Origin of the sequence: Paenibacillus sp. 2TAB23 (assembly GCF_052115165.1) — a bacterium.
Taxonomy (GTDB): Bacteria; Bacillota; Bacilli; order Paenibacillales; family Paenibacillaceae; genus Pristimantibacillus.
This window is the reverse complement of sequence record NZ_JBFRGD010000004.1, coordinates 105,594-128,637: the sequence shown is the minus strand read 5'-3', so window position 1 is coordinate 128,637 and position 23,044 is coordinate 105,594. Positions and strand designations below refer to the sequence as shown.

General features: G+C 46.7%; 23 protein-coding genes. 17 read left to right on the top strand and 6 right to left on the bottom strand.

Annotated features, from left to right (window positions below; translation table 11 throughout):
- Position 1 precedes the first annotated feature (1 nt).
- The 5 genes from alr to AB4Z29_RS07920 all read left to right on the top strand — a co-directional run bounded on the left by alr (position 2) and on the right by AB4Z29_RS07920 (position 4,139).
- Positions 2-1,174, top strand: coding sequence for an alanine racemase (gene alr, locus AB4Z29_RS07940; RefSeq protein ID WP_441942529.1), 1,173 nt, complete (start codon positions 2-4; stop codon positions 1,172-1,174).
- On the top strand, positions 1,126-1,974 hold the full coding sequence (locus AB4Z29_RS07935; protein WP_441942528.1) for a D-alanyl-D-alanine carboxypeptidase family protein: 849 nt from the start codon (positions 1,126-1,128) through the stop codon (positions 1,972-1,974). The genes alr and AB4Z29_RS07935 overlap by 49 nt, the downstream gene beginning before the upstream one ends.
- Complete coding sequence (locus tag AB4Z29_RS07930; RefSeq protein WP_441942527.1) at positions 1,967-2,992, top strand: acyltransferase family protein; 1,026 nt, start codon at positions 1,967-1,969, stop codon at positions 2,990-2,992. Before AB4Z29_RS07935 ends, AB4Z29_RS07930 begins: the two co-directional genes overlap by 8 nt.
- A gap of 312 nt (positions 2,993-3,304) precedes the next feature.
- Entirely contained in the window at positions 3,305-3,688 is a 384-nt protein-coding gene (locus AB4Z29_RS07925) for a zinc ribbon domain-containing protein (RefSeq protein ID WP_441942526.1), read from the top strand.
- 10 nt (positions 3,689-3,698) lie between these two features.
- Positions 3,699-4,139, top strand: a complete 441-nt coding sequence (locus tag AB4Z29_RS07920) for a DUF1801 domain-containing protein (RefSeq protein ID WP_441942525.1) — start codon at positions 3,699-3,701, stop codon at positions 4,137-4,139.
- A 94-nt stretch (positions 4,140-4,233) separates the two neighbouring features.
- Here AB4Z29_RS07920 and AB4Z29_RS07915 read toward each other — a convergent pair whose 3' ends face one another.
- A complete protein-coding gene (locus AB4Z29_RS07915; protein WP_441942524.1) occupies positions 4,234-5,421 on the bottom strand; it encodes an ROK family protein in 1,188 nt (395 codons plus the stop codon).
- 348 nt (positions 5,422-5,769) lie between these two features.
- Here AB4Z29_RS07915 and AB4Z29_RS07910 point away from each other — a divergent pair, with 348 nt between their 5' ends.
- Positions 5,770-6,417 carry a GntR family transcriptional regulator gene (locus tag AB4Z29_RS07910; protein ID WP_441942523.1) on the top strand — a complete coding sequence of 216 codons (648 nt, stop codon included), beginning with the start codon at positions 5,770-5,772 and terminating at the stop codon, positions 6,415-6,417.
- A gap of 45 nt (positions 6,418-6,462) precedes the next feature.
- Entirely contained in the window at positions 6,463-7,632 is a 1,170-nt protein-coding gene (locus AB4Z29_RS07905; protein WP_441942522.1) for a helix-turn-helix domain-containing protein, read from the top strand.
- A gap of 169 nt (positions 7,633-7,801) precedes the next feature.
- On the opposite strand, the gene AB4Z29_RS07900 is transcribed toward AB4Z29_RS07905, so the two are convergent.
- Complete coding sequence (locus AB4Z29_RS07900) at positions 7,802-8,707, bottom strand: RraA family protein (RefSeq protein ID WP_441942521.1); 906 nt, start codon at positions 8,705-8,707, stop codon at positions 7,802-7,804.
- 231 nt (positions 8,708-8,938) lie between these two features.
- On the opposite strand from AB4Z29_RS07900, the gene AB4Z29_RS07895 reads away from it, so the two are divergent.
- The 4 genes from AB4Z29_RS07895 (at position 8,939) to AB4Z29_RS07880 (ending at position 13,139) form a co-directional block, all read left to right on the top strand.
- Complete coding sequence (locus AB4Z29_RS07895) at positions 8,939-9,901, top strand: carbohydrate ABC transporter permease (protein ID WP_441942810.1); 963 nt, start codon at positions 8,939-8,941, stop codon at positions 9,899-9,901.
- Positions 9,898-10,728, top strand: a complete 831-nt coding sequence (locus AB4Z29_RS07890; protein ID WP_183560658.1) for a carbohydrate ABC transporter permease — start codon at positions 9,898-9,900, stop codon at positions 10,726-10,728. Before AB4Z29_RS07895 ends, AB4Z29_RS07890 begins: the two co-directional genes overlap by 4 nt.
- A 69-nt stretch (positions 10,729-10,797) precedes the next feature.
- Positions 10,798-12,114, top strand: a complete 1,317-nt coding sequence (locus AB4Z29_RS07885; protein ID WP_441942520.1) for an ABC transporter substrate-binding protein — start codon at positions 10,798-10,800, stop codon at positions 12,112-12,114.
- Between the two features lie 26 nt (positions 12,115-12,140).
- Positions 12,141-13,139, top strand: coding sequence for a mannonate dehydratase (locus AB4Z29_RS07880; RefSeq protein ID WP_441942519.1), 999 nt, complete (start codon positions 12,141-12,143; stop codon positions 13,137-13,139).
- A gap of 244 nt (positions 13,140-13,383) precedes the next feature.
- Here AB4Z29_RS07880 and AB4Z29_RS07875 read toward each other — a convergent pair whose 3' ends face one another.
- From AB4Z29_RS07875 to AB4Z29_RS07865, 3 genes are read right to left on the bottom strand one after another with little or no spacing between them, the layout of a single operon-like run.
- On the bottom strand, positions 13,384-14,772 hold the full coding sequence (locus tag AB4Z29_RS07875) for a mandelate racemase/muconate lactonizing enzyme family protein (protein WP_441942518.1): 1,389 nt from the start codon (positions 14,770-14,772) through the stop codon (positions 13,384-13,386).
- A gap of 49 nt (positions 14,773-14,821) precedes the next feature.
- Entirely contained in the window at positions 14,822-15,607 is a 786-nt protein-coding gene (locus AB4Z29_RS07870) for an SDR family NAD(P)-dependent oxidoreductase (protein ID WP_441942517.1), read from the bottom strand.
- A 21-nt stretch (positions 15,608-15,628) separates the two neighbouring features.
- Positions 15,629-16,408: an SDR family NAD(P)-dependent oxidoreductase gene (locus AB4Z29_RS07865; protein WP_441942516.1), complete on the bottom strand. Its 780-nt coding sequence runs from the start codon at positions 16,406-16,408 to the stop codon at positions 15,629-15,631.
- Between the two features lie 302 nt (positions 16,409-16,710).
- Here AB4Z29_RS07865 and AB4Z29_RS07860 point away from each other — a divergent pair, with 302 nt between their 5' ends.
- The 3 genes from AB4Z29_RS07860 (at position 16,711) to AB4Z29_RS07850 (ending at position 19,716) form a co-directional block, all read left to right on the top strand.
- Positions 16,711-17,718, top strand: a complete 1,008-nt coding sequence (locus tag AB4Z29_RS07860) for an SDR family oxidoreductase (protein WP_441942515.1) — start codon at positions 16,711-16,713, stop codon at positions 17,716-17,718.
- Between the two features lie 291 nt (positions 17,719-18,009).
- Complete coding sequence (locus tag AB4Z29_RS07855; protein WP_441942514.1) at positions 18,010-19,110, top strand: glucosaminidase domain-containing protein; 1,101 nt, start codon at positions 18,010-18,012, stop codon at positions 19,108-19,110.
- A gap of 78 nt (positions 19,111-19,188) precedes the next feature.
- Positions 19,189-19,716 (top strand): hypothetical protein, encoded by a 528-nt coding sequence (locus AB4Z29_RS07850; RefSeq protein ID WP_441942513.1) that lies wholly within the window; start codon positions 19,189-19,191, stop codon positions 19,714-19,716.
- Positions 19,717-19,772: 56 nt separating this feature from the next.
- Here AB4Z29_RS07850 and AB4Z29_RS07845 read toward each other — a convergent pair whose 3' ends face one another.
- Positions 19,773-19,919 (bottom strand): hypothetical protein, encoded by a 147-nt coding sequence (locus AB4Z29_RS07845; protein WP_441942512.1) that lies wholly within the window; start codon positions 19,917-19,919, stop codon positions 19,773-19,775.
- Between the two features lie 163 nt (positions 19,920-20,082).
- On the opposite strand from AB4Z29_RS07845, the gene AB4Z29_RS07840 reads away from it, so the two are divergent.
- The 3 genes from AB4Z29_RS07840 to AB4Z29_RS07830 are packed head-to-tail and all read left to right on the top strand — an operon-like array spanning position 20,083 to position 23,034.
- A complete protein-coding gene (locus tag AB4Z29_RS07840) occupies positions 20,083-21,594 on the top strand; it encodes a spore germination protein (RefSeq protein WP_441942511.1) in 1,512 nt (503 codons plus the stop codon).
- A 6-nt stretch (positions 21,595-21,600) separates the two neighbouring features.
- Positions 21,601-22,809 (top strand): Ger(x)C family spore germination protein, encoded by a 1,209-nt coding sequence (locus AB4Z29_RS07835; RefSeq protein WP_441942510.1) that lies wholly within the window; start codon positions 21,601-21,603, stop codon positions 22,807-22,809.
- On the top strand, positions 22,810-23,034 hold the full coding sequence (locus AB4Z29_RS07830) for a hypothetical protein (protein ID WP_441942509.1): 225 nt from the start codon (positions 22,810-22,812) through the stop codon (positions 23,032-23,034).
- The last annotated feature ends 10 nt before the right edge of the window (positions 23,035-23,044 follow it).

Here is a 23,044-nt window from a genome sequence, read left to right as displayed (position 1 = left end):
TATGTACAGAGATACTTGGGCTGAGATCAACCTGAATCATATCCGTACAAATTTGTCCGTTATCCGCCAAACGCTGTCTGCGCAGGTTAAGCTCATGGCCGTCGTGAAAGCAAATGGTTATGGCCACGGCGATGTTGAGACTGCCCGCAGCGCAGAGCTTGCAGGTGCAGATTATCTAGCCGTTGCTTATTTGGACGAAGCGATTCACCTGCGTACTAAAGGAATTAAGCTCCCGATTCTTATTCTGACTCCGATAAAGCCAGATGATGTACAGCTGGCCATCGCATTTGATTTGATGCTGACGGTTACGAGCGCTGCTTGGTTCGAAGAAATGAGAGTTTTTAAAGAGGAAGCCTACTGCTCGAAGCTGAAGGTGCATGTGAAAATGGATACGGGTCTCGGCAGAATCGGCATTAAAACAAAAGAAGAATGGGATGAAATCGTTCCTTGGCTCCGTGCTGCAGACATTGTGGTCGATGGTTTTTACACACATTTTGCAACAGCAGGCATGGCGGATACTACTTATCTTGATCAGCAAGCACAGCGGTTTATGACCATGATGGGATGGAGTGAGACCTCAAGCATCCGGGTTAATCATTTTCACTGTGCAGGCAGCGCCGCTGCTCTGCGTTTCCCGCATTTAGCGATGGATATGGTGCGCATCGGTGCAGCGATGTACGGCTTTTATCCACAAAATCTAATTTCACACTTACAGCTTGAACCGGCGCTTAGCCTGCATAGCCGACTGATTCAGGTGAAAAAGCTGATGAAAGGCGAATTTCTAGGTTATGACAATTTGTACCAAGCTGAAGCGGATGAATGGATCGGTACCATACCGATTGGTTATGCGGACGGGTGGTCGCAGCGCATGCAGCATACCGAGCTGCTCATTGAAGGGCAGCGTGCTCCGATTGTCGGAAAGATCTGCATGGATCAGCTGATGGTGAGATTGCCGGAATATTGCGAAGAAGGCACGCTTGTAACCTTGATAGGCAAGCAAGGGGATGAGGAAATAACGTTCAATGAGCTAGCTGCCCATATCGGTTCGGTCTCACAGGAAATTTCAACATCATTAACGGCAAGGGTTGCAAGAGAGTATACAGGCAAAAAGGAGGCGGGAGCCAAATGGGTCAAACAAACTCTTCCATTCACATCGAGCAGCGTCAAAATGTAAAGCATGCTGCCGTGCAAGCTAGCCGCAGCGAAATYTATGAAGGGCCGCTCGTCTTGGTGAATCGCTCCAATCCGATTCAACAGCCTCTTTCACCAGACAAGCTGCAACCGCTAAGCATATATCCACTTCTCAACGAGCTACAGGATGGCATGCTGCTAGAGAAGAGCTGCCTCCAGCAATTAGTCGCGCTACTTGAAGCATGCGAAGGCATAGATGACATCGTAGCGGTAAGCGGCTACCGATCGAAGGATGAACAAGAACAGATATACGCCAGCTCATTATTGGAGAACGGTCCTGAATACACGGCTTGTTATGTAGCCAAACCGGGCCAAAGCGAGCATCAGACCGGTCTCGCCATCGACGTTGGCAAACGTGACAGCTTTGTTGATTTCATCGCGCCATCGTTCCCAGACAACGGAGTTTATCAGAATTTCAAGCAATTAGCGGCACAATACGGTTTTATCCAACGCTACAAACAAGGAAAAGAATCCATAACGAACATTTCCTGCGAGCCCTGGCATTTTCGTTACGTTGGTTTTCCGCATGCGGAAATCATGGAGGAAATGGATTTTTGCTTGGAGGAGTACATCGATTGGATTAGACGCTACTCTTATTCCGGTGAACGCTTCACCTATGAGAATGATACGCTTCAGGTTTCCATCTATTACGTGCCCGCGGAAGCTGCTCCCTCGACGACGGTTCCGATTGTGAATTGTGATTTATACCGGATATCCGGCAATAACAGTGATGGCTTTATCATTTCAGCGTATACGGGAAAAGGACATCAAGTCTGTGAATAATAAGCGAGGTGAAAGCGGGCTTGACTGGTTAAAATTCGCCGCAGCCGTATTCGTTATCGCGAATCATACTGGCCCGTTGCTGTCTTACAACGAATATGCTGATTTTCTTATAAGCGGAATTTTATCTCGCATAGCCGTGCCCGTTTTTTTCATGTCCTCCGGTTATTTTTTCTTTCGAAAGCTAACCGGTGATCCAGTAGTCGACCAGAGAGCACTCCAGAAATATGTTAAAAAAATTGCTTATTTATATGGCGTTTCGATTTTGTTATATGTACCATTGAACGTATATACCGGATACTTTTCAGAGGATTTCACGGTTTATTCTTTTATGAAGGATCTAGTATTTGACGGTACTTTCTATCATTTGTGGTATTTGCCAGCGCTTATCATCGGACTGTGCCTGACATATGTTCTGTACCAAAAGCTCACAATAAAATGGTTGGTCGGCTCTGCTATCTTATTATTTATGATTGGTTTGTTAGGTGATAGCTATTATGCAATAACTGAAAATGCAACGAGTTTGAAGCTGATGTATGACGGCTTATTCCAAGTGTTCGATTATACTCGTAATGGCTTATTTTATGCACCTATATTTCTTGTTCTAGGTGCATGGGCAGCCAAGCATCCGAAGCCAGAAAGAAAGCCGATGAATTTTGCAGCATTGTTTCTTTTGTTTCTCGGGTTATTGTTTGCCGAAGCCATTCTGCTGCATGAAGCCAAATTCCCTCGCCATGACAGTATGTATATCTTTGCGATACCGGCAACTTATTATTTGTTTTATTGGGCGCAGACTTTGAGTTGGAGCTTTAACAAGGAATACCGTGAATGGCGTGTATGGATATATATCCTGCACCCGTTAGCGATTGTGCTGATCCGTGGAGCAGCGGAGGCGGTAAACCTTGAAAGATGGCTTATAGCCAATCATTTGATTCATTTTGCCGCAGTATGTGTGGTGTCGATTATGATGGCTGCAGCCGCAGTTCGAATTTCCGTCATAAAATTCAAATTTCGACCATAGACATGATAGTGGGAGATGTTCGTTAAGCAAGATAAACGAGAGGAGAAGCCGAAGCGAAGGAGCATTACTTGCAGCTGGGAGGGATTGCAATGAGTATCGATCTGCTCATTCAACTGCTCATGCTTATCGTAATGATCATCGATATGGCTAACCGATCAAAGGATTCGTAATGAGTAATGATGAAAGGCAAAGCATCCTAACGGGTGTTTTGCCTTTTTGCATAGACAGATCAATCATGAAGGAAATGATTGTCATTTAGCGAATAAGATAGGACAAGCTATAAAAATAGGGATACACGAAAGGAGCTGCCTTATGATCGAGTGCCCATGGTGCAGCAGTCAAGTCATTCTGGATGGAACGATATGTCCGGTGTGCAAGCATGAAGTGATGCCCGAGCATTTGAATAATTCAAACGCAAGTGATCAAGAACAATCTGATCATCAGCCTGATGTCCATCTTCTAGATCTAGGCAAAGAGACCATCATCGCGAATCATTACAGCTGCGTCAAATGTCGGCACAATGAATGCGACATCGATGAAATTGCAACGACCGGTGCTGGTTTAAGCAAATTGTTCAATGTACAATATCATCATTATTTATTTGTGTCCTGTACGCAATGCGGTTATGTCGAAATCTATAATCCGATATATTTATCCCAGCTTACCGGCGGCAGCCATGATAACGAGGAGGATTAAACGAAAGCATATGCCTGCAAAACGATTTGATCCGGAAAAAGAAAGCAAAAAAATACAAACTGGCCATCAGCAAGTCGTCGATTTTTTGAGTACGCTCGAGCATCCTCTTAAGAAAGAAGTAGAGGAGGTACGGAGGATCATATTGAGTGTGAATGAATCTATAACCGAACATATCAAATGGAATGCGCCAAGCTTCTGCTACAATCAGGATGACCGCATAACGCTTAATTTGCAAGGTAAAGGCTTCTTCCGAATTATTTTCCATTGCGGGGCGAAAGTGAAGGCGATTTCAGAAAACGAACGCATCATAAACGACAAAACAGGCTTATTGGACTGGGCTACAAACGATAGGGCTATTATAAAGCTAACGGATTGGAATGATTTGCAGACGAAAAAAGAGCAGCTAAAGGAAGTGGCTGCCGCGTGGCTAGCCGCTACTAGCAAGAGATAAAAGAGGACCTATTACTGCTCCGGTTAGCTCGTGCGTTTCTAATACAAACCAAATAACGATGCAATCCAATGCATCGTTATTTGACTTGCCAATATTAAGTTAGATCCCATTCCTGAAGAAGCATCAGTGCAGCTCCAGCCGTTACGGCATCCTCCGTCAACTGGCCTTGCGTAAACTTTGGCTCATATTGAGGGGAGTAATAAATGTTGCTTCTGGCTACCTGTATAACGGTATCGTAGATGGACTTGTGAGCATTTACTAACGGGCCGCCCAGAATCACTGCTTCGGGATGCAAAATATTGATAAGATTAGCGATTCCGATTCCTAAATAAGTGGCAGTCTGCAGAAACTGCTCTGTAATGAAAGCATCCTTTGCACGGTACGCTTTCTGTAATAAATCGAACTGAACTTCCTCCGGCGGGATGCCGGAAAGAGAGCTTGCACGGCCTAACTTGAGCTGTGAACGTATTTTCTTCTCAAGCGCGGGGATGGAGACAAGCGCCTCAAGGGCGCCATAGTTGCCCTCATCTCCCAGCCTCGGCCCATCAGTCTGTATGATCATCTGGCCGAATGAGCCTTCCATATCTACGGCACCTCGCACGATCTGACCACTCGCGATCATTGCCGTTCGGAGGCCGACACCAGCGTGAACGTAGAGCATATGTTTAACTTCCTCATTGCGAAGCGCCCAATGCTCCCCGATAATGGCGGTATTCGCACCATTATCGAGCAGGGCAGTCATCCCTAAACGCTGCTCGAGCCACTCGCAAATCGGAACATTGCTCCATCCCTCCGCTGGAAAATAGCGAGGCTTTAGCATAATGCCGTCTTCGCGGCTAAGCGGACCAACTGCGCCAATGCCAATGCCGATGACCTTTTCCCGGTCAATTCCGCAATCCATGAGCATTTGTTCGGCAAGCTTCGTAATTTTGACAACAAGTGCTTCGGGAGTCATGCGCTCGTCCATCTTCCAGCGTTCGAAGGAGAGCGGCTTAAGATTCAAGTCATACAAGCCGATGGACGAGGAGAATCGTGAAATCTCCAGTCCGAACACTGCGCGATGATCTGGATTTACGCGGTATAGAATCGGCTTCCTCCCACCGGTAGAGAGTCCTAACTCAGATGCGAGAATCAAGCCGTCGGTCAATAGCTCTTCAAGCAGGCGGGACAAGCTGGTGCTCGTGAAGGTCATCTTGTCCATTAATGCTGCCTTGGATACCGAACCATTGCGAATAATAAAATCAAAAACCTGCTTCTTTATTGTAGGATGCTTCATATTCATTCTATTATCTCCATTTTGTCCAAGTAATTATATCGGATATAGATCATTCTCTATTATATGCTTTTGACGGTGGCATGACTAGTTAAGGAGCGAATTTTCAAGAAAGAAACGGTTACGAAGCAGGCATTACGGTGAACAACGGTTCTTCATAAGATAACTTCCTAAATTTCGACAATTAATTCCGTTGTCATATGGACAAAGAAGTTCTATAATGACGGTATGAGCCACATTATCGATAATCCGTAGCAAGGAGGGAAATGACGTTTTTTTTATTTTATAATGATAACGCTTTCTTTTTTTAATAGACATTATCGATAATCGATAATATCAAATGAGGACGTGAGCGCAATGTTCAGCGATATTCCGATCACATCAGTAAGCTCCATCAGCGAGCAGGTGTTTACCGCGCTCAAGAAAGACATTCTTGCTGGAGATCTTCAGCCAGGCGCAAGATTGCTCGTACTCGAAATTGCAAAAAAGTTCAATATTAGTCAAGCACCCGTTCGAGAAGCGCTTGAGCGATTGAAATCTGCCGGCTACATAACGAGTATACCGAACAAAGGATCCATCGTATCTACGATAACCTCCAAGGAAATTAAGGATATTTTTGAGCTGCGAGAAATAATGGAAGGCTTCGCGGTGAGAAAGTCTATGCAATTTCTAGAGGAGGACGACTTTTGTTATTTGGAACGCCTTATTCGTCACATGCATCTGGCACACGAGCAGAAGGATATTCTAAACATTTTGGAATTGGATATGGAGTTTCACGGTTTTTTTTATAAGCGCTGCGATAATCATATGCTCCTAGAGCTCTGGACACGAATGAGAATGAAGGTTATGCGGTTCATGGCGATCTCCAACCGTCATTACTCAACGGAAGGCCTTGCTGATTGGCATCTGAGGCTTGTCGAGGTGCTTCGAACAGGCAATGCGGAGCTGGCGGAGAAAACGTTTATCGAGCACATGCATTCTTACAAAAGCATTCATCTGAATTAGTGTCATGCATCTCGCAAGTTAACCTTACAAAAGGGGAAGTGGAGTATGCGCAGCGAGGGATTGCTATTCAAAGAAGATGTGATTTTGACTTGGATGAGGGATCGTTTTTTCCGGAATTTAGTGGCTTCAGCAAGCCCGGTTAAAATGGATTTGAAGGACAGCTTGTCTCAGCTTCAGTTAAATCCTTATTATACGTTTCCCGCAATGGCACTGTTAGAACCCACAGCCCATTTCACCGACGAGCATGAGAAGGTATTGTACTTGGAGCGGATGCGCGATCACTTGCAAAAAAACATTTCTAACGGCAGCGTTGTGTTCGTGGATGAAGAAGGACGAGTAGGGCTGCTGTTTTCCTGGGTTTCAAAGGACCAAATTCAGTTGATTCAAAGCATGCTGAAGGAGCAATTGCACCTTCAGGTCAACATTGGAGTCGGAAAGCCCTGCAGTCATTTATGCGATGTAGTCCATTCCTACCGGCAAGCGGCAAGAGCTTTGCAATTCAAATTTTACCGCGGTACAGGTGCGATTATTTATTATGGCGAGCTTGGGCGGTTGGAATCGCTCAAGCAGTATCCGTCTGAGCATGAGAAGGAATTGTATGATGCATTCAAAGCTTCGGAGACAATAGAGGAAATTCAGAGCTGCGTAGAGCAGTTTTATGGTCGAATCCTGCAGAAGGGTCCGCTGGACGCCCAAAGCGTCTATGATCTGACGGTCAGGCTTCTCGTTGGCATTGAGAAGCGTGTGCTCACCGAAACGGAAAATGTGATTGCGTATGAGCGCTTCGACGTTATGTCGATCGTTAAGCTTGAAACATTGGAGGACACGAAGAATTATGTGATTCATTTCTTGGTTGGTTTAAGGGAAGTGCTTTCACACAGCCAGAAAGAGAGTCATCGCAGCATCATAAAAAAAACCATTCATCATATGGAACAGGAGTGTCAGTATGCTTCTCTGCAAAGTGTTGCACAGAAGGTGTATATGACCCCCACGTACTTGAGCCTTCTGTTCAAGTTAAACACGGGGAAAACCTTTATCGAGCATCTGACTGATATACGGATCGATAAGGCGAAGGATATGCTAAGAAGCACGCATTTCAAAAATTATGAGGTCGCCGAGAAGGTCGGTTACCAGGATCCGCGATATTTCAGTCAAATCTTCAAGAAAAAGGTGGGACTCTCGCCAAGCGAATACAGGGAATCCATCGGAAGATAACGGGAAGAAAATGAGAAAGCAAGTGAGAAAGTAAGTAAGTAAGTAAGTAAGTAAGTAAGTAAGTAAGTAAGAAGGACTCTATCGGCTAGCGGTTCACAGCTGCCATTTAGAGTCCTTTTTTATTGCTAATTATGTTTTTGTTTTATAGTTTTGCTTTTATTGTTTCAAGTTATAGACGCACATCGCTTTGCGGTCCATTTCGCTCATTCTTTTTCGCATCAGCAAGCTCAGCCTCCCACGTGAGATGACGGTAGTCGCTTGCGGCTTCATCGTTCTCGAACCAGTTCAAGAAATCGGTCCACAACGCCGTATCCCAGGCCGCATCGATTTGTGCCGTCGAGTATACGCTATCGCGGAGGCGAACGAAGCCGAAGACGTCTCGAACCTGCGATTTTTCCGCCTGCACAACCGTTAATTCGGCCAAATGGGGAGGAATGAATATTACGCCTGCAGGCGTGCCGAGTACTACGTCGCCCGGCATGCAAATCGCTTTTCCGATCCGTGTCGGTACGTTCATGCCAACCATAGTCACGTCTGCGATGGCTGTCGGATCACTTCCCCGGTAAAATACGTTAATGTTATCAATCTCAACGACCTGCTGATTGTCGCGTATGCCGCCCCAGATGACCGCTCCGCCGCGCTTGGTGCGGGTAGAGATTGCCGTCGACAAATTCCCGCCAACATAGGTGCCCAAATGAACCTTATCAAACATATCGACAACGGCAACGTCATCCTCCACGAGCTCATCAATTACCCATTGATTAAAAAATCCTTTTCTGCCTTCCTGCTCATGGCCATGTTTGAGCAATGTTTCATGAAGATCCGGACGTTTGGGGACCATGACGGCGGTAACGGCGCGTCCGACCATTACTTTTTGCGGGTGTATGATTTTGAAATCGCCTTCAAATTGGAACGCATAACCTCTATTCCATAAGGGTCCCCAAGCTTCCTCGAGCGTAATTTTGCGCATACGGCGAAGAACGTCCTCGGATACTTTGGGACGACCGTTGGGGAAGCGTTCACCATCCCACTGGGGAGTAAGCTGAATAATGTCTTCTGGATTATCAAATTTCATCGAGAGCACCTCTTTCGCAAAGTAGAGTGGAAGTCCAATATGACTTGCATCATACGTCTATTGTTAAGGACAATCGATTTTTTGTCGATGCGACTTTCTTTAGGCATTTTTTTGATGGAGTATGAATTTTTCACCCTATATAAAATCAAACGAATTCATAATATATTCCCCTTCAACCATGTAACCGCTTTCGTTTAAAGTAAGGGAACGTTATCCATGAAAGGGGAGGAGATGATTCGGGTGAAAACAGAAACCGCGATTCCTTCATTGCAAGCAACGAAACCAACGAAACCTAAGCAAAAGCAGAAAGGGACACACCATGTTGCCGGCTATTTATTTATTTCGCCATGGCTGATCGGTTTCTTGCTGCTTACGCTTTGGCCAATCGCACAATCGTTTTATTTGTCCTTTACCGAGTACTCTTTGCTAGAGGATCCCGTATGGACGGGAGCAGACAACTATACCAAAATTTTCGCAAGCGACACGACATTTACGAAATCGCTCAGTGTTACGTTCATGTTCGTACTGTTTTCCGTGCCGCTGAAGCTATTTTTCTCGTTGATGGTCGCCTTGGCATTGAACAAAAGCATTAGAGGGATGAACCTTTATCGCACGGCTATTTACTTCCCGTCTTTGATTGGCGGGAGCATTGCCGTTGCCGCGTTATGGCGCAATATGTTCGGGATTGACGGCTATATCAACCAAGTGCTCGCTTGGTTTGGGGTAGAAGGCGTCGGCTGGATATCGAATCCCGATACGTCGCTAGGTACGTTGATTCTGCTCAACACTTGGCAATTCGGGTCAACGATGGTTATCTTTCTAGCCGGCCTCAAGCAGGTGCCGCAGGAGCTGTACGAATCCGCATCCGTTGACGGGGCGGGCAAGGTACGGAAGTTTATTAGCATCACGCTGCCAATGCTATCGCCTGTCATGTTTTTCAATCTTGTGCTGGGAGTTATCGGATCCTTCCAAACCTTTACATCTGCTTTTATTATCACGAAGGGCGGACCGATCAACTCCACATACATGTATGCCATGTTCCTCTACGAAAAAGCATTTAAGCATTACCAAATGGGTTATGCCTCGGCTCTTGCCTGGATCTTGCTTACAATTGTCGCCGTACTCACAATCATTAATTTCATGGCATCGAAATACTGGGTGTTCTATGAGTCGGATGGAGGGAAGACCAAATGAATTCGGTGCGCGCAAGACTGTCGAGCCATTTGTATTTAACCGTGTTCTCCTTCCTCATGCTGTATCCCATCATTTGGTGGGTAGGGGCATCGCTCAAAAAAACAGAGGAGCTTAGTCTGCCGACGCTGTGGCCATCGAAGCCGATGTGGAGCAATTACTGGAATGGCTGGCATTTCTCATCGGAGTATACCTTCGCTCATTTCTTCGGCAACACTCTGCTGATGGAGCTTGGAAATGTACTCGGCGGGGTAGCTACGGCTGCAATCGTCGCTTACGGGTTCGGGAGATTGAACTTCAAATTTCGCGGTGTCTGGTTCTCCATCCTGCTGCTGACGATGATGCTTCCCAATCAGGTTACCGTCGTTCCCCAATATATTTTGTTTAATAAGCTAGGTTTTGTAGACAGCTATGTTCCGCTTGTACTTCCGCATTTCTTCGGAGGAGGGGCTTTCTTCATTTTCCTTCTGGTGCAATTCATAAGGGGCATTCCGCGAGATCTGGACGAAGCGGCAACGATTGATGGAGCGAGCGTTTATGGCATCTTTTTACGTGTCATCCTTCCGCTGCTGAAGCCAGCACTTGTGACAGTTGCGATTTTTACATTCATTTGGAGCTGGGATGATTTTTTCGCTCAAGTGCTTTATTTAAGCTCCGTCGACAAATTCACGGTAGGACTCGCGCTGCGGATGTTCATTGACCAGTTCGATATTCAATGGGGGCAGCTGCTTGCTATGTCATTGCTGTCTATCCTGCCGTCAGTAGTTATTTTCTTCTTGGCGCAGAAGCACTTTGTCGAAGGCATCGCGACGACTGGCTTAAAGGGATGATGGTTTCACAGTTCAACCATATAAAGGGGATGAATGCGAATGAGCAAAGGTTGGTCAAAGAGTTTTGGAATGTTGATGTTGGTTTTGCTGTTAGTGTTGACAGCTTGCAGCAGCGGAGGAAGCAATACCAATAAGCCTGCAAATGAAGGTGAAGAAAGCACGGATAAGCCGAGTAACGAGGGCGATAAAGGGGCAGGCGCTGCAACGACGCTCAGCATCATGTGGTGGGGGCCTGACGCCCGTCACGAGGCTACAAAAAAAGCGCTGGATATTTATACGAAGCAAAATTCAAGCGTAACGTTCAAGCCGGAATTCATGGCATGGGACGCCTTCTGGCAGAAGCTCCCAACGCTCGCGGCATCCAAATCGATCACGGATGTGCTGCAAATGGATGCGGCTTATCTCCAAGAATACGTGTCACGCGGTCAATTGGAGGATCTCTCTGATATCGATTTAAGCGGCATAGTTGATCCTACGGTCATTACCAACCTGCAAATTGACGGGAAGCTCTATGGTATACCGCTTAGCCAGAACGCGCAAGGCCTTGCATTCAACAAAACGGAGCTGGAGCAATATGGCATCCCGCTTCCGCATAAGGATTGGACCTATGACGAGTTTTTCCAATGGGCCAGAGACGCAAGAGCAAAGCTTCCGGAAGGCAAATACCCGATCGGCGATACAACAACCTGGGATAGCTTCAACTATTATCAAACATCAATGGGGAAACCCGCGGTCATGTCGGATGGCGGCAAGACGTTTACGCTCGACAAAGAGCTATTCATGACGTTCTACCAAACCTACGAGGAATTCCGCAAAGCCAAAATCGTTCCGCCAGCCGAGAAAGCAGCCGCTTTCCTCGAAAACGATCCCCAAGCAGATCCAATGGCTTCCGGTGTCGTCATGACGCGCGGCGCAACAACGGGCTCGGTCAGTGCCTTGGAGCAGCTAATGCCAGGCAAAGTCGGCGTCGTTAACCTGCCGGTTGGACCTTCAGGCGGCGGCTGGGCACAATCGACGATTTTTCTAAGCGTTAGCGCCAATTCCAAGAACAAGGACGAAGCGAAAAAGTTCCTTCGATGGTTTATTACGGACAAAGAAGCCGGTCAAGCACTTGGCTTAACGCGAGGCATTCCTATTAATCCAGACATTTATAAGGAGCTTGAGCCGACCCTCGAGAACAAAGATAAGCTGGGCAAAGAACTTTATGATCTGTCGCTTGATAAGGCGCTGCCATTCTATCCGCCAGCAGCTGGCTTCTCGGAATGGGTCGACACATACAAGAAAGAGATGGAGGCTGTTACTTTCGGTCAACAATCCATTGAAGATGCATTTAAGAAGATCGAAAAAATGGGCCAGGAGCTTGCCTCGAAGGCTGGCAGCAATTAATACAAATTGAAAGAGGTGCTCATAGCATGCAGCTTGCAGAATTTTTCTCATCCCAGCCCAATCGATTATGGACGCTTGCCAAGCAGCTTGGCGTCAACCATGCAGTGGGAGGATTACCATGGGAGGAGAAGCATGAAAAACCTTGGGATCTTATGCCGCTTATTCGCATGAAGCAGCGTTACGCCGACGCAGGCCTTACTCTTTCGGTCATTGAATCCATGCCGCCAAGCAATGAGATCAAGCTCGGTACGGCGGGGCGCGATCAGGAAATCGAAGTGTTCGAGCAATTCATTACAAATATGGGAGCTGCGGGTATCCCCGTACTTTGCTATAACTTTATGGCGCAGTTCAACTGGTTCCGTACCTCGACGACGACTCGTACGCGCGGCGGAGCGCTCGTCTCTAGCTATGACCACAGTCTGATGAAGGATGCTCCATTGACGGATGCGGGGCTGGTAAGCGAGGAGCTGCTGTGGGAGAACCTCCAATATTTTATGGAGAGAATCGTTCCAGCAGCGGAGAAAGCAGGAGTAAGACTGGCGCTTCATCCGGATGATCCGCCGATTACACCGATTCGCGGCATATCTCGTATTCTTACGAGCGCAGCGGCGCTGCAGCGAGCCATTGACCTTGTCCCAAGCGAGTATAATGGCATTACCTTATGCCAAGGCACGCTTGCTACAGCAGGGGAGGACATTCCAAGTGTCATTCGTTCATTCTCCAAACAGAACAAAATGTTCTTCGTTCACTTCCGGGATGTGCTAGGCACTCCCGAAAAGTTCGAGGAGACCTTTCATGATGACGGTAAAACCGATATGCTGCAAGCTATGCGTACTTATTACGACGTCGGTTTCAATGGTCCTGCTAGACCGGATCATGTCCCTACGATGGAAGGCGAGGATAACGCAAACCCGGGCTACGAGCTGCTTGGCCGGCTGTATGGCATCGGATATATTCGAGGCTTAATGGAGGCTGCTTCGTCTGATAAGGCCATGAAAGTAGTCGCAGGAAGCCATTCGCTCTAACGCTTTGCTGAATAATGGATTTCGACTGAGCATCTTCTGCTTCGCTGCAAGCGAGGCGGAAGATGCTCTTTTCGATTTTATAGATCATGAACAAAATAAATAGAATTGTCATTCCAGATTAAATCATTTGTCAGGATATCAGAGCTTATCGGCATATGATGGCTATAGAATGTTACCTTCAAATAGACATAAGAAAAGAGGAGCGCCGGGAAGCGCTCCTCTTTCCGTTATGCATGCCCTTGGGCTAACTCCATAGACGGTCATTGGAATGATAGTGATTCCATTGATCTGTGGACTCCCATAGGCCAGGAATTTTTGGATGCAGATGCTGCGCGAGAATCTCGTCGTTCAGATCGTCAATGCCGAGACCCGGAGCGTCACTCATATGAATAAAGCCATTCTGGACGAGCTTCTTAGGGAGCTTGCTGCTGATGATGATATCATCCCACCAAGGCACCTCGCAGGAGTGGTATTCGAGAGCAAGGAAGTTTTCTGTAGCTGCAGCAACATGTGCGGCGGCTAGGCAGGCAATAGGGCTCTCCGCCATATGAATGGCCATCGCCACGCCATACTCCTGCGCCATATCTCCGATTTTCTTTGTTTCCAGTATACCGCCAGTCGTGAGCACATCCGGATGAATGACCGATACGCCGCCGGCTTGAAGAAGCGGGCGGAAGTTTTCCTTCAAATAGATATCCTCGCCCGTACAAATCGGAGTGGCCACGGCGCGTGAAAGCTTGGCATATTGATCGGTATACTGCCAAGGGAGCATATCCTCCATCCACGCAAGGTTGAATTTGTCGACACGTCGGCCAAGCTTGATGCAATCCTCAAGTCCAATGTGACCGAAATGGTCGACTGCCAGCGGGACCTCATAACCGATTACGGCACGAACGTCCGCGACATACTGCTCCAGCATATCCAATCCTTTCTCCGTAACGTGAATCGCCGTGAACGGATGGGGAATGTTGTGAATATCGTAGTGCTGATTGCGGATATCGCGGATTTCTTCGTCGGTCAGCGTATCGTGATTATTGCTGTACCTGTTTTTTGAAGCGTTCCGCATTTCATCGATAAAACCGACGGGTGCGCTTAAAGTGCCCGGTTCATTTATAATTTGACCGATGCCCAAATCCATTTTGAGAAAGGAGAAGCCTTGTTCCATTCGTTTTTTAAGAGCTAACCCCATTGCGGTTCCCGTGTCCTTGCCAACAACCTCCGTATCGCAGTACATACGGATTTTTTCACGGAATTTACCGCCCAGCATTTGATATACCGGAATACCGTATGCTTTGCCTGCCAAATCCCAAAGCGCGATCTCGAGGCCGCTGACACCGCCGCCTTGACGGGCATGGCCGCCAAACTGCTTGATACGCCTAAAGATTTTATCAATATTGCAAGGATTTTCGCCTAATAAACGTCCTTTTAAAATTTGCGCATACACTTTATCCGCACCATCGCGTACCTCGCCAAAACCAACCAACCCCTGATTGGTATACACTTTAATCAAGCTGCTGTGGAAAGGGCCGCCAACGATGTCCGTAAACCGAATATCGGTTATGCGAAGCGTGGAAGGACTGGAAAACGTACTGACATGGGCAAGTGTTTCCTCAAAAGACGGATTATTGGACACAAAGGTCACTCCTTGGTTAGTAGAATGGAATTGTTTTAAAATGCTTGGATTAAAGCAGCATGCTGCCACCGTCAAGCCTAATCGCAGAGCCCGTCATGAATTCGCTTTCATGGGATGCGATGAAACAAACGAGCTGAGCAACATCGAGCGGGCGGCCCACGCGTCCGAGCGGGAATTTCTCGCGGATGGGACGAGACTGCCTTTTGTGCTTATCCATTTCCTCAGCTGTCATGAATGGTTTCGATTCACGTGCGCTTTGCTTGCCTACGTCGACTGCGCCAGGTTCGATCGTATTAACCGTAATGCCATATTGGGCCAGCTCAATCGCGCTTTCTCTGCCCAGCATGCGAATGCCGCCTTTCGTCATGGCGTATACCACATCGAAATCGGTAGGCCGTTTGCTATGAACCGAGGACATGAGAATAATCCGGCCGAACTGCTTTGCCTTCATATAAGGAACGACAGCCTGAATGCACTGCCAGTATCCTTTCAAATTAATATTGAACATTCGGTCAAAATCAGCTTCGCTATACTCGAAAAAAGAATGGTTAAGCTGAAGCGCAGCGTTATTGACCAAAAGATCGACACCGCCATAATGTTCAGCTATACGGCTGACCATTCGCTCTATTTCCAGCTTATTGGCCACATTAGCCTGCACGAGAAGGCAGCTTCCGCCTATCTCGTCAATCATTTGCTTGGTATGGAGCGCGCCTGCATCGCTTTGGTTGTAATGCACGGCGACCTGTACGCCGCGCCTTGCGAGCTCGACAGCTACCCCTTTGCCGATACCCGTTCCTGCTCCCGTCACTAATGCGATTTTGCCTGCGATACTCATGCTACACCTCCAAAACGGCGGTTAAGGTTTTTTCATTTTGACATTCATATAATGGAGCAGGAAGCCGCCATCCAGTCTAATATCCGTGCCATTTATATACGTGGAGGCATCTGATGAGAGGAAGTAAATGAGCTCGGCCAGATCTTCCTGCGTCCCAAGGACAGCATTCGGAACCTTGTATTCATAATCGTTATAAAGGGTCGAAATCGTGCTTTCGAACAGCTGCGTATCAGCTTCGATCGGACCAACTTCAACCGTATTTACGCGGATGCCGTAACGGCCAAGAACAAGAGCAGCTTCCTTCGCCAGCATGTTGACAGCACCTTTGGCGATGCTGTAGGTAAATGCTGCACCTGTAGGTTTCTCAGCATGAATGGAAGAGACGTAAATAATCGTTCCTGCTTGCTTCTCCTTCATGAGCTTCCCGGCGGCTTGCGTACAAATAAACGCTGATTTGGCATTAACCGCTATGCTTTGAGAGAACAGTTCCTCATCCCCATACTCGATTGAGCTCGGCAAGACCAATTTGCTGTTGTGGATAAGCGTGGTTACCGTGCCAAGCTGCTGCTCGGCGAATTGCAGCATATCCATTACATCAGCATGCTTGCAAAGATCAATATTAACGACTATCGCTTGCTTACCCGATTCCTCGACGAGCTTCAACTCTTCAGAGAGGGCTGCCCCTCCAGATTCACTGTTCAATAGGAAATGCGCCTCTTCAGAGATGAATCTGCGAATAGCCGCTTTGCCGCTGGCGCTATCCGAATCTGTAATAAAAACAACATAATTTGACAAGAGCATAGATCCCCTCCAACATGCAATCTGGAAAATGAGATGAAATCATAGCTTAATCTTAGTAAGTTTGGCCCCCAGGTGGCGATGCCGTAAAGTTATGATTTTGTTTGTTTTTTTGCAAACCGTATAATGGACGAATGCCTCCATCATGCGGCATGCACGTTTTCAAAGAAACAGATGATATGAAAATATTAAAAATGTGCTTTATATGCTACTATGGATGTACGATCCGCCGTTTCTGCACACAGGGCTGGCATTCATGCTATGTCATCGTCTCAAATTCACAAAACGATAAGGAGCGATAAACGATGAAGGTGTTATTTATTGGAGGAACCGGATTAATAAGCGAAGCCGTTTCCAAGCTGGCGATAGCGCGAGGAATAGAGCTATTTCTGTTCAATAGGGGCAAGCGCGATGAATTCGTGCCGGAAGGCGCTCAAGTCATTACTGGTGATATAAGAGACGCCAATGGGGCCGCCGAAGCGCTCGGAAATATGCAGTTCGACGTTGTCGTGGATTGGATCGCTTTCACGCCTGAGCATGTAAGCGTTGACATTGAGCTGTTCCGCGGGCGCACGAAACAGTACATATTTATTAGCTCCGCTTCCGCCTATCAAAAACCACCGCAGCATTATATTATTACAGAGGAAACAACGCCGCTTGATAATCCGTATTGGCAATATTCGCGCGACAAAATCGCATGCGAGAAGCTCTTAATGGAAGAACAAGCTGCTAGTGGTTTTCCCGTCACCATTGTTAGGCCATCCTATACGTATGGGGATACGATGATTCCAGCGTCTCTTAATAGTTGGCAGCACCCTTGGTCAATCGTTGCTAGAATCCGCGCAGGCAAGCCTATAATCGTACATGGCGATGGTACATCATTATGGACCATGACACATAATACGGATTTTGCAAAAGGTTTTGTCGGTCTTTTAGGCAAAGAAGAAGCCATTGGTCAAGCCTATCATATTACATCGGATGAGGTTTTAACCTGGAACCAAATCTATGAAGCAATAGGCGCAGCTGCCGGTGAAGCGCCAAAGCTCGTCCACATCGCTTCTTCGTTCCTAATCTCCCATGATCCAGACCTGGAAGGCGGATTGCTCGGGGACAAATCAGTTACGAGCGTATTTGACAATAGCAAGATCAAAGCACTGGTTCCTGATTTCGATGCTGCGTTATCCTTTGCAGAAGGAATCAAGCGTACCGTTGCTTGGTTTGAAGACCATCCGAGCCGCTGTACGGAAGACGAAGCATGGAATCTTCAAATGGACATGATCATTGCCGCACATGAATCAGGCTTTAAAAAATAAAGCTCAAACACCTGCGCATATCTGAAAAAAGCTCTTAATCCTTAGGGATTAAGAGCTTTTTTGCGCTTGAAGCTAACCTCCGAGAATGAAGAATAAAGCTTGGATCATTTACTGAAAATTTCCTCATAATTCGCAATTAGCTGAAAATTTGGCCGAAACCTCGTCTTTTGATGGACGGACCGACATATACTCATCACAGACCGTCCACTTTTTCTTGATGCCTGCTTATAATCGCGATCTAACTTATATCGTAACAGGTATACTTCATTAACTTAAGGGAGAGGTATAATCATGCGAAAAAAGTTGAGTCAGCATTTATTTTTTTATTTGCTCATATTGTCGTTAGTCGTCACATTGGGTATGTACGTGCAACCTTTGAATAATGAAGCTAAAGCTCCAGTCAGCAGCACCCTGCCGGCGGAGGAAACGCTGCTTGCCGTATCCGAACCCGTACTTGAGATTCCGACAATTGAACCATCTCCAGCTTTAAGTCCCGCGAGTACGCCACCAACCACACAGAATTATGCGTCGATCATTAAACCAACCCTTTCAACGAACAGCCCCCCTGAACCGGTGCAAATCTCCCAAAACAAACCGAACTCGGCGGATATCATTGAAGATCCGCTGCCTACATATGAAGTTACTGCCTTTTACTTAAACATACGGAAAGAGCCGAATGCCAAATCCGAGATTCTAAGCGTCGTGAAACAAGGAACGCCATTAATGATTACAAAAGAAACAGCGAATGGTTGGTTAGCGCTGAAGGACGGCGGATTCGTCCATGGCGGTTACGCCAAAAAAATGAAAAATGAAGTTTCCATTCTGTCTGTACCAGCTTCAAGCAACAGACAGCCAACAATTGCAATTGTTGACAACGGCGCACAAATTGCGCAGCAGTCTGAAAGCATAGATGAGGGCATTGAAACAGAGAAAGGCGAAAGCGCTGAAGAAAAGCTAAACGCGCCAACTTCGTTCGTCGAATCCGATTCCGGTCTCACGGAGGAGCATATCGCGACCATATTTGAAGGAACGGCGCTATCGGGGCATGATTTGGAACAAGCTATCCTTGAAATAGAAGATGAGTACGGCATCAATGCTTACTTTACGATTGCAGTAATGAAGCTGGAGAGCGGAAACGGAAAAAGCCGATTGGCTAAGAGCAAAAACAACTTGTTTGGTTTAAACGCTATTGATGGAGATAAGTACAACAAAGCGTTCAGCTTCGAAACGAAAGGGGACAGCGTACGCAAATTCGGCCAGCTGCTCTCCAAAAACTACGTGGGCAAAGGTCTTACCACCATCGAGAAGGTAGCCCGGAAATATTGTCCTGCCAACTCCAAGTGGTCGAGTTTAGTCAAAACCATTATGAAAAGCGATTATAGAAAGCTCTAACATGGCAATTTTGCAGCCAATATGGTATTTTCAACTTCTAGGTGATTGAAGATCATTGACCAAAGGAGGCTGCCGGCTATGAGCGATATGGTTCAAAAAATGCCTTTCGGCTACGAACCACCAGTAGATGAGCGGAAAGGCACAATCGTATATTATGATTCCTTCGAGCATACGACAGATCGAGAGCTGGACCTCGCAGCTTCGATTGCCAAGGAGCGTTCTTTTCGCAAGCTGGTGCTTTATCCCTTGCACGAGCAGAGCATAAAACGGATGACCAAAGAGGAGGTTAAGCCTTTCTATAAAAGGGAAGACCGGCTTCACTTATGGAAACAGGAACGCGGTGCTGCTGATGTTGTTGTTGAAAGACTGGAGATTAAACGGAAAAAATATACGCCGATCGATTCGGCTCTGAGACATTTGGCAGAGACTTATCCTAAACCGTTGTTTTTGCTCGTGACGGGCGAATTGGCTAATTTATTCGCTTCTTATTCATCGTTCGATGAATGGATCGTCAAAATTAGATTGCTGCTATCAGAAGAGCCACCTAGCTTGCATCCGAAATTGATCGCCAACAAGCATAGATGGGAATCCATTGTGAATAAATAAGAAAGAGCTGTCCGCAGACATCGTCGCGGACAGCTCTTTTTCTGTACACCAAGATTCTACCCTGTAGATGGACTGTTCGGCACATGGCCTTTCTGATTGCGGTTTTCTTCAGTCGATGCGGCTGTGTTATTCTCTGCTTCGCTTGAGCTTGCTAAGAAAGCTTCGTTTTTTGCGGGTATTGATTGATTTTTGTGCTTCGCCATTTGACAACCTCCACTTGTTCATATGCTGATCTGAGAAAGCAAACATAGGTTATCCATGTTCCTTGGAATTCATTTGTCCTTGCCGTGCATTGGATAGAAAACGAAGGACTGGAAAATAATAAACGGACCTTGTATTCCGCTTCCATGAAAGGGAACCACTGAGATGAATGCAGTCGCCTTTAATCATGATCAGGCAATATCCGCGCATATCGAGCAGTCACGCATACAAATGGAGGCATTGCTGAAGGACTGCAGCGATGCTGCCTATTTGGAATGCAAGCTTGGCGGTCAAGTAAAGGGCATATTTTGTTATTTCAACGGTTTAACGAATGAAGAACGCTTGAATGAAATCAGATTCGAAATGTCAGAATGGGATATCGGAAGTGCGGAGGAATGGTTGGAGTCTGTGGAGCAGGAAGTCACGTCTTTCAGCTGCACAAGAATGGAATCGTTTACCGATATGATGGATCAAATGACGCTTGGCAATGCGGTCTTACTGGTCGAAGGTTTTGATTTCGGCTTTGTATTCTCGCTGTCGGATTGGCGGAAACGGGCGATCGAGGATCCTGTTGCGGAATCCGTCATCCGAGGACCGCGTGAAGGCTTTACGGAGTCCCTTGATGATAATATGGCGATGCTAAGGAGGAGAATTCGCAAATCATCCTTGAAAATGAAAGGGATGGAAATTGGCGAATACACCAAAACGCGGATTGTCATCGGATTTATTGAAGATCTTGCCGCCCCTGAGCTGATAAAAGAAATCGAGGAGAGGCTGTCAGCCATAAAGGTGGATGGCATTCTGGAGAGCGGCAATATTGAAGAATATATTGAGGATGAGCCTTATTCTCCTTTTCCCCAGCTGATCTCAACTGAGCGTCCGGATACGGTAGCAGCAGGATTGCTCGAAGGGCGAGCTGTTATTTTCACGGATAATACGCCGTTTGCATTGGTGGCGCCGATCAGCTTATTTTCACTGCTTCAATCACCAGAGGATTATTACCAACGTTTCCTGATCTCTACCTTTATCCGTTGGCTGCGTTATTTGTTTTTCTTGGTCGCTTTGCTTGTTCCGTCTGCTTATGTGGCACTGCTTACCTTCCACCAAGAAATGATCCCATCCGCACTATTGCTCAGCATTGCCAAATCACGAGAATCGATTCCTTTCCCCGCGCTCGTGGAGGCGTTTATTATGGAGACGATGTTTGAAGCGCTGCGGGAAGCGGGAGTAAGACTTCCGAAGCAGGTTGGCGCTGCCGTCAGTATCGTTGGTGCACTTGTCATTGGACAGGCGGCAACCTCGGCAGGACTGGTTTCCTCGCCAATGGTTATGGTTGTGGCCATTACGGGCATTGCTTCATTTTTACTGCCTCACTATTCGATTGGAATATCCATTCGATTATTAAGGTTTCCGATCATGCTTATGGCAGGCGTCTTGGGACTGCTTGGCTTATTGCTCGGCGTGATCGGAATTGTTATCCATCTGAGCGGCCTGCGCTCCTTCGGTGTCCCGTACCTATCGCCGATTGCGCCAATGATGGTCGGTGAATGGAAAGACGTCGTCATGCGGCCGCCTGGCTGGGTTTCGAGGCAAAGGCCCAGATTTACAAGAAGCGGGGGAGGCTTTCGAAAAGGAGCAAAACGCAAAAACGTGGGCACCGCAAGCAATAAGGAGTGAGCAGCGATGAAGCGTTTCCGTACTCGTTTGTTTCTATGTAGTCTTAGCGTATTAAGCTTGGTGCAGCTAACCGGCTGCTGGGATCGAATGGAAGTCAACGATATTGCGATTATTGTCGGTGCTGGCATCGATCAAGCAAGCTCTAATCAGGTGAAGCTCTCCGCTGAGATCTATATTCCCGAGGAGAATAATTCGGAGTCCCAGGTCGGAGGAGTCGCAAGCAATAGCGGCAATGGCAAAACATTCGTTTCAAGCGCTACTGGCGCATCGATGGCTGAAGCCATGTACAAGCTGCAAGAGAGATCGTCAAGGAAGCTATATTGGGGTCATAATGACATTTTTGTATTTGGCCAAAAACGAGCAGAGAAAGGTATACAGGATGACCTGGATTTCATTCTGCGCTATGTTCGGATGCGGGAGAGAGCCAACGTCTATGTCGCGGAAGGCAAGGCTGTTGACATTCTCGGCATTATCCCCATGCTGGAGCCGAATTCGATGGAAGCATTAAGCGAACTTTCCAAAACGGAAATCAGCATGACTGTCGATATAAAAAAAGTGACCCAACAGATCATAGAGACGCCTGACGAATCGTTTTCCATACCCTATATCAATCGCGGCACAATGATCACAGACAAGAACCATGTTCGTAATCCAAACGTTTCTTATTTTCAGGGAGTCAGCATTTTTAAAAAGACGAAGATGATCGGGAGTTTGAATACGAACGTTAGTTGGGGATATTTCTGGATAACGAATAACATTAAAGGCAATACGATTATTGCGCTCGACATGCCTCAACAAGAAACGATTGCCATCCTCCTCACGGGAAGTAAAACGACGTTAACTCCGCGCATTACTGCAGATGGGAAATGGATCATGAGGGTCAAGGTACGCAGCGAAGGCAATCTCCTGCAAAATACGTCCGACATCGATTTCATGAATCCGAAGCAGCATGCTGAAATCGTCAAGCTCGCTAATGAAGAGGTGAAATTCAGCATTTCGAATACGATGCGAATTTTGCAAAAGAAATACAAGGTAGATGTGCTTCAATTCGGCGATGAATTCCGCAAAAAATATCCGAAGCAATGGAGTAAAGTGAAATCCGATTGGAGTACGGCCTTCCAGCAGGTGCAGCTTGAATTAGATGTCATGGTTAATGTTCCTCGACCTGGCGTTCTGAATAAAACGATCCTTCAAATGAAAGGGGCTAGCAAATAAATGCCTTGGACAACGATTGCCGCCGTATGGGGAACGATCGGTATATATGGCTTTGTGAACCAGTCATGGAGGAAGCACACAAAGCATGATAAAATGCTTATTTTCAGCATACTAGGCGCATCACTGCTGTTATCTATATGTCTAGGCATAAACCCGAAGCTTCCTGGATTAACGGAATGGATAAATGCACTATTCAGTCCTTTCAAAAACTGGTTAACTCCATAAGCTAGAAGCG